Origin of the sequence: Novipirellula artificiosorum (assembly GCF_007860135.1) — a bacterium.
Lineage (GTDB): Bacteria > Planctomycetota > Planctomycetia > Pirellulales > Pirellulaceae > Novipirellula_A > Novipirellula_A artificiosorum.
The window spans coordinates 132,791-139,360 of the sequence record NZ_SJPV01000018.1; the positions used below are offsets into that span (position 1 = coordinate 132,791).

Annotated in this window: 7 protein-coding genes; 4 read left to right on the forward strand and 3 right to left on the reverse strand. The window is 52.4% G+C overall.

Annotated features, from left to right (window positions below; all coding sequences use genetic code 11):
* The 3 genes from Poly41_RS30210 to Poly41_RS30220 form a co-directional block, all read right to left on the reverse strand.
* On the reverse strand, positions 1-966 hold the full coding sequence (locus Poly41_RS30210; protein WP_146531091.1) for a D-2-hydroxyacid dehydrogenase: 966 nt from the start codon (positions 964-966) through the stop codon (positions 1-3).
* Positions 967-1,044: 78 nt separating this feature from the next.
* Positions 1,045-1,962 carry a sugar phosphate isomerase/epimerase family protein gene (locus tag Poly41_RS30215; RefSeq protein WP_197231845.1) on the reverse strand — a complete coding sequence of 306 codons (918 nt, stop codon included), beginning with the start codon at positions 1,960-1,962 and terminating at the stop codon, positions 1,045-1,047.
* A gap of 9 nt (positions 1,963-1,971) precedes the next feature.
* Complete coding sequence (locus Poly41_RS30220; protein ID WP_146531092.1) at positions 1,972-2,937, reverse strand: 2-keto-3-deoxygluconate permease; 966 nt, start codon at positions 2,935-2,937, stop codon at positions 1,972-1,974.
* Between the two features lie 322 nt (positions 2,938-3,259).
* Between Poly41_RS30220 and Poly41_RS30225 the strand changes: the two genes are divergently transcribed.
* The 4 genes from Poly41_RS30225 (at position 3,260) to Poly41_RS30240 (ending at position 6,497) form a co-directional block, all read left to right on the forward strand.
* The gene (locus Poly41_RS30225) at positions 3,260-4,516 is read left to right on the forward strand and encodes a hypothetical protein (protein ID WP_146531093.1); all 1,257 of its coding nucleotides are present in this window, start codon (positions 3,260-3,262) and stop codon (positions 4,514-4,516) included.
* A complete protein-coding gene (locus Poly41_RS30230; RefSeq protein ID WP_146531094.1) occupies positions 4,468-4,773 on the forward strand; it encodes a hypothetical protein in 306 nt (101 codons plus the stop codon). Before Poly41_RS30225 ends, Poly41_RS30230 begins: the two co-directional genes overlap by 49 nt.
* A gap of 98 nt (positions 4,774-4,871) precedes the next feature.
* Positions 4,872-5,873 carry a ThuA domain-containing protein gene (locus Poly41_RS30235; RefSeq protein WP_146531095.1) on the forward strand — a complete coding sequence of 334 codons (1,002 nt, stop codon included), beginning with the start codon at positions 4,872-4,874 and terminating at the stop codon, positions 5,871-5,873.
* 207 nt (positions 5,874-6,080) lie between these two features.
* Entirely contained in the window at positions 6,081-6,497 is a 417-nt protein-coding gene (locus tag Poly41_RS30240; RefSeq protein ID WP_231616079.1) for a Gfo/Idh/MocA family protein, read from the forward strand.
* The last annotated feature ends 73 nt before the right edge of the window (positions 6,498-6,570 follow it).

The following is a 6,570-nucleotide window of genomic DNA, read 5'->3' on the forward strand; positions in this document are numbered from 1 at the left end:
TCAACCATTCACCACGTTCACTGGAGCGCCACTTAGGAATGCGTTTAGGTTATTGACCGCAGTTTCCATGAGTCGTGAGCGAGATTCTTTAGGGGCCCATGCAATGTGGGGTGTAATGATGCAGTTCTTCGCTTTTATCAGAGGGTTGTCTGCTGCGATGGGTTCTTTGGACACAACATCGACGGCTGCTCCGGCCACTTTACCGCTATTCAATGCGTCAGCCAAATCTTGTTCAACGACCAGCGGACCGCGTGAGGTATTGATGATCATCACCCCACTCTTCATTTTTGCGATGCTGCTTTTGTTGATGATCCCTTCGGTACCTTCAACTAAGGGGCAATGCAGGCTAACAATATCCGATTGTGAATACAATTCATCGAGTGAAACATACTTGCATGTTTCCGACTCGCGTGTTGGATTTGATTCACGATCGCAAGCTAGGATATCCAGACCAAAACCTTGGGCAATTTTTGCCGTGGCCTGACCAATACGTCCAAAGCCTATGATTCCCATCGTTTTGCCTGCAAGCTCAATCAAGGGGTATTTCCAGAAGCAGAAATCGGGTCCCTTTGTCCAGGTTCCTTTCTTCACCTCTTCGCTATGATCCCCTACGTGATGACACATCTCCAGCAATAACGCCATCGTGTACTGAGCTACCGCCGCGGTACCGTAGGTTGGAATGTTGGTAACCACAATCCCGCGCGCCCTGGCTGCTTGAACATCAACCACGTTGTAACCGGTCGCCAAGACACCGACGTATCTTAGCGATGGCGTGTTTTCCAAGACCTGCTTGGGAAGTGGCGTTTTATTAGTGAACACGATCTCAGCGTCACCGATCGCGTCAAGCACGGCTTCGGGTGCAAAGTTTGTGCGATCATGGATGGCACACGTCCCGTGTTGCTTGATTCCGTCCCAGCTTAAATCGCCGGGATTAAGGGTATAGCCGTCTAAAACTACGATTTTCATCTTTAGGATCGTTTCCTGATTTCAAGCCGAATGAACAAATGAGGGAATGGCGTGTTGGAGTTGCATGGTTCTGAAACACTACAATTGTGCCCAGGCGAGGTTAAGCACGCGTTTTGCATTTGCGACGACGAGATCTGGATCTTCATCGCCTACCGGTTTTACCTCAAAACTCAAGAAGCGTCGATTGTCGGGATCCAGATAGCCAATTTCCAATAGTACCTTCAGATATTCCACGAGTTCCGGTACATCGTTTTCGCCCCCCGGGTATCCAAAGCGTGGGTGTGCATCGCCATACGCTGGGTCGTTCTTATCCTGCATCATGCAATTACCCATGTGTGCGTGAATGACATAATCCTTTACAGGGATTAATGATTGGCGTGGCGTTTCATGCATAATGGGTAGGTGACTCAAATCCACCATCAAGCCGAAATTGTCGAATTCAGCGGTGACTTCCTCAGCATAGCGTTTTGCCAAGTCAACAGGACCAATCAGTGAGCACTTGTCAATATCGTAATCAAACACCTCATGGGCAATTTTCATATCTCCCCGTGTTGCGGCGTACGCGCAGATTTCCTTGGTGGACGCCACCAATGCCTGATACGCTTCTTCCTTCTTTTCTTCCGTATACCTTCCGCTCAAAAAGGCGAAGCCGACCGCTCCCATTTCATAAGCCTCGTCGATACCGTCCTTTAGATTGGCGACCGCTTCGAGACGTTTCGATTGATCCAAGTCGTTGATGTTTTGTCCGGTTGTGAGCAAGCGTGGCTGACCGCCATAGGCGACGGACAAGTGGGAGGAATCAAGTATTCGCTTCACCCTGGATCGGGTGGCTGCATCCTTGATCCAGGAAATTTCAATCGCGTCGAAATAGTCATCGACTGCGATTTTGCGAATGGTTTCTTCAAAAGGTCCTTCCCCTTTTATGGTTGAGGGATAGGCCATGAAATGGACCAGACCGACTTTGGCATACTTGTGGATGGATTCTGTTATTTTCATGGGTCTCGGTTACGCTTTCTCGGTAGGTGGTGTGTCTGATTCTGTCTTTGTTCGTTTGTTGCGTTTCGCAATATAGGTTGTTAAGAGCGGGGCCAAAATGGCTGTCGTAATGGTGGAGGCGGCTACCTGGGGAGTGGCAAGCGCTGCGGTCGCCGCCAGACTTGGATCAACCAAGGCGACAGCAGCGGGTGTTGCCACCGCATTCCCCGCTGTACTTGATGCTGCCGCGCCAGCCACACCGGTCCCTCCGGTACATTGATCTGCCACAACATTGAAGAATCCTCCAATGCCCACTGTCGCCACCCCGAGCAGGATCCCCGGTAAACCAGCGTTGAGAAGCATCTCTAGGCTGAGCCCACACCCCAGCGCAAATGCGAAGAACGGGATTAACATGGGGCCACCCTTCATCAGGAAATCACGAAGTTGACGATCGAGATTCCCTACAATCATTCCGAAAGCGATCGGCAAGACAACACCCAGAAGTGAAAGGAATGGGATCGTGGCAATGCCTGCGGTTCCTAAGGCTATCATCGTTAAGAACGGGCCGTCGTTGACTGAAATGATGGCGATGGCCCCGACTTCGGACTTGCTACCGAACTCGCCGGTGAGAGCTGCGTAGAGCCCGCCGTTGGTATTGGTCATCGATGAAATGATTGCCAGTGAGGATAGCCCCCACAGGCCGTTCTCATCGAAAAAGTGGGCTACCAGCAAACCGATCGCGACACCCACCGCCAACTTCACCGATGTAATGACTATCCCGGTTTTGATGGCCTGGGGCGCTGCTTTGATATCCATGCCGGCACCCATGCAGAACAAAAAGACGCCAATAATAGCGGTCGCACCTGTGGCGATGGCCGTCGTAAAGCCGCCTATTTGAAGCACCTGCGGGAAGAATGTATTGATCAGGGCTCCCAAGATTAAGGGGATCACCATCATCCCACCCGGGACCTTTTCAATGCTCGCTTTTATTCTCATGCGATAAGGTTATTGAGAATGGTGAATGAGATCAATCCAGAGTAGGCCAGTTGAGGTCCATTTTAAGACGGATCGGCCGCGAGGTTACGAGCGTTTTGGGTGCGGTGCCGGAATTGAAAAGTGACCGGTTTAGGAAATATTGACGAACGGCGCGTTACCTTTCCAGCCATTCCGTTATTAGCATGTAACGCGAGCATTAGGGACGACGTTGGAGCCGTATTCCCGGTCGCAATTGGAAGACCGATGACCATCGCTACCCCACCTTGTAACTCCACGCTTTGATCAACCGTATCGCGGTTGTCGTTCCAATAGGACAAACGCAATGAACAAAATGCCAGGACCGTTTCTCTGGCTGCTATTCGTTTTGGGCACCCCATTGCAAGGTCGTGCCGCGGGTTCGGTCCACTGGGATGCAAAGACCCCTCCGCTGGAGTTCGCGGCCCAGGAATTGGAAGATGCACTCGAAGAGGTTGGCCGAGAAGACATTCAGGTCGCATTGATCGTCAAGCCGGATGATTCGTCGCCCGAAGCGTTTCAAATTCGATCTCTTGGACCGGCCGAGATAGAGATTGTTGGGTCGGATGCGACGGGCGCGATGTATGGCGGGCTAGAAGTTGCAGACCTTATCCGGCTTGGTCTTCCAGTTGAGAAGCAGCAGCGAACGCCGTTCGTAAAGAAACGAGGGATCAAATTTAACAATCCGTGGGATGCTCGCACGCCTTCGTATGACGATACAGGCGATGCAGCTCAGAAAAACATTGACACGATTTGGGATTTTGAATTCTGGCAAGCTTATCTCGATGACTTGGCGCGCTACCGGTACAACGTGCTGAGCTTGTGGAGTACTCATCCCTATCCTTCCATCATCCAGCTGGAAGAGTATCCCGAGGTGGCGCTGGACGATGTCTATCGCGTCGCCGACGACATCGTGCAGCCTCACTACAAAAACAGATTGCAGGATGTGGATTTAGACAAACCGGGAACGCTGCAGCGAGTCAAGAAGATCTCCATCGAAGAGAAGATCAATCATTGGCAGCGTGTATTCCAATACGCTGAAGATCGTGGGATTGAGATCTATCTGTTTCACTGGAACGTCATGACCTTTGGCGCGACGGGAATTCACTCGGTGGAAGAATGGGGAAAGGCTATTGTCACCGGACAACCACTGAAAGGCATCACGCCGCTGCAGGTGGCGGACAGGCTGGATGAACATGCAGCGCCTGCACTCGATGCGCTTCCCGCGTTGCGGGCAGAGATGGGCGGTAATGTGGAGCTTCAGGAAACGCTGAACGATATCGAAGGCATGGCCCATCTAAAGGATGCGGTCGACGAGTCGAAGGCGTACGCCGCGATCGCTTCGTCGCAATACAAAACGCAATTGATGGCCCGGACCCACTTCATGGACTGGAACCGCATCCTTGCGGAGGTCGAAAAGGAAGTGGCAACGGTCCAACGGGAAGGCGACTTTCCGGAGGTCCGCTTTGCCAACCTGAAAGAGGGTGCACACCTTCGGCCGAAGCCGAGTTTCGGGTGCAGTTGGATGCAACCGACGGCGATGTTTCGCAGCACAGCGCGGTAACCAAGACCGATCCCATTGATCAGGTGATTCTGAAGGAAGGTGAGCGGTTGATGGACGAGGATGTCCGCGAATTCCCCCGTTTGGAATGTGAACTAAAGATTAACGAAGATGGAAGGTTGGTGCTTCAGGGTGTTCTGCCCGGCCAAAGCAGGAGCAGGATCCTGATTTGGAAGTCGGTGATGTACAAGGATCCTCAGGGGTGTCACTATGCCACGCTCGAGAATGGGCAGCTGGTGATCTATCCGCGGTACGCCTGACGATCCGGAAGCAACCCCATTTAAGTCCCGCCCGGGTCACCAACAACGATTGTCACCGCATCTCAGCCGTAACCATCAAATACACAAGGACTCAAGAAATGACAATTTGCATCCCGCGTTTATTCCAGTGCTTGCTGTTGTTAGGATTGGCGTTGCCCATTTTGGCCGCCCAAGAAACAGAAGCACAAGGCGACGCCAATCAGGTGAAAGACCAGCAGAGGCAACAGGTAATCGACAAGTTCAACCAAGTTCATGAAGTCGACCAGCAAGTTGTCTCGGAATTTAAAAGCGTCGTTCGTGATATCAAACCGAGCGTCTCTCCGGCCAAACCTCGCAAGTTGTTGGTCTATGCTGTAAGCCACGGTCCTCATCGCTTTGTCATTCCCACCGGCAAGGTCGTTCTGGAGATGCTCGGTCAAGAAACCGGCGCCTACTCAGCCGTAGTCAGCGACGATCTGGCCCATTTCGAACCGGATGCGCTGAAGCAATTCGACTCCGTCTGTTTCGCCAACACGACAGGCGAAGTATTTTACCGTCCCATCGCCCGGCACCTGTTCGACGAACTCTCGGCGGAGCAGCAGGCAGCTCAAGTGGCCAACGCCCAGCGTTTGGTCAAGAACCTGACCGAATATGTCAGAAACGGCGGCGGTTTCCTTGGCATTCACGCGGCTACTGATACGCTCAAAAAATCTCCTGCCTATGGCGAAATGATCGGCGGCTACTTCGACGGGCATCCCTGGTCAGGGAGCCAGACGGTGAGCATTCGGATTGAGCAGCCCGATCACGCACTATGCAAAGATATTTTTAAGGGTGAAGGGTTCTCGATCGCGGAAGAGATCTACCAGATGAAAGAGCCCTACTCGCGAGACGAACTGCATGTCCTTTTATCCGTTGATGTCGACCATTCCGACAAGCCGACCAAACCACTCAAGCGAGAAGACAAGGATTATCCCATCAGCTGGTTTAAGGAGTACGGGAAAGGACGCGTGTTCTATTCCTCTCTCGGGCATAACAAATCCACGTTCCACAATCCGTTGGTGATTCAACACTGGCTCGAGGGTCTGCAATACGTGTTGGGAGACAAGCCTGGTGAAGACTGACAGGCGTGACCTCCCCAACCAATATTTCCGCAGCACTTATTCAGGATCAACGAGAACCATCACCGGATTATTATCATGAACCAATTGAATTCAAACTTGTCGCGTCGGGAATGCTTGAGGCTGAGCTTGCTAAGTGCCGGGTCTCTGGCTTGGCCGCGGTGTGCTATCGGGCAGACGTCTGATGCAAATTCGAAACTGAATGTGGCTATGATTGGCGGTGGCGGAATCGCACAAACGGCTTTCGGGGATTGTCGGCGTGAAAACGTGGTAGCGATCACCGACGTAGATGATGTCTCGGGAGCACTTGGTTTCGATGCCTTCCCGAACGCGAAACGATACCGGGACTTTCGTAAGATGCTCGATACTCACGATCAAGAGCTGGATCTCGTTATCGTCAGCACGCCGGATCATACGCATTTTGTGGCGACCTACGCCGCAATCGAGCGAGGTATCGCTGTGCAAACCCAGAAACCGCTAACGCACGATCTCTGGCAGGCTCGCACCCTGCAGAAGGCGGCAAAGAAATTCGGTGTTCAAACCGTGATGGGAAACCAGGGGCACAATTTTGAAGGGCGTAACCGGCGGTCCGCCGGTTCGTTCGAGCGGCAGATGGGATTGATGTAAACAAAAAGCGGCCAACCTGCCATGATTCGGGTATCTCACTATCCGTTTCACAAAGGCAAGGAGGCCGCCACGA

Coding starts and splice junctions, on each gene's coding strand:
- Poly41_RS30210 (WP_146531091.1), bottom strand. CDS start 966: ATGAAAATCGTAGTTTTAGACGGCTATACCCTTAATCCCGGCGATTTA.
- Poly41_RS30240 (WP_231616079.1), top strand. CDS start 6,081: ATGATTGGCGGTGGCGGAATCGCACAAACGGCTTTCGGGGATTGTCGG.
- Poly41_RS30235 (WP_146531095.1), top strand. CDS start 4,872: ATGACAATTTGCATCCCGCGTTTATTCCAGTGCTTGCTGTTGTTAGGA.
- Poly41_RS30215 (WP_197231845.1), bottom strand. CDS start 1,962: ATGAAAATAACAGAATCCATCCACAAGTATGCCAAAGTCGGTCTGGTC.
- Poly41_RS30225 (WP_146531093.1), top strand. CDS start 3,260: ATGAACAAAATGCCAGGACCGTTTCTCTGGCTGCTATTCGTTTTGGGC.
- Poly41_RS30220 (WP_146531092.1), bottom strand. CDS start 2,937: ATGAGAATAAAAGCGAGCATTGAAAAGGTCCCGGGTGGGATGATGGTG.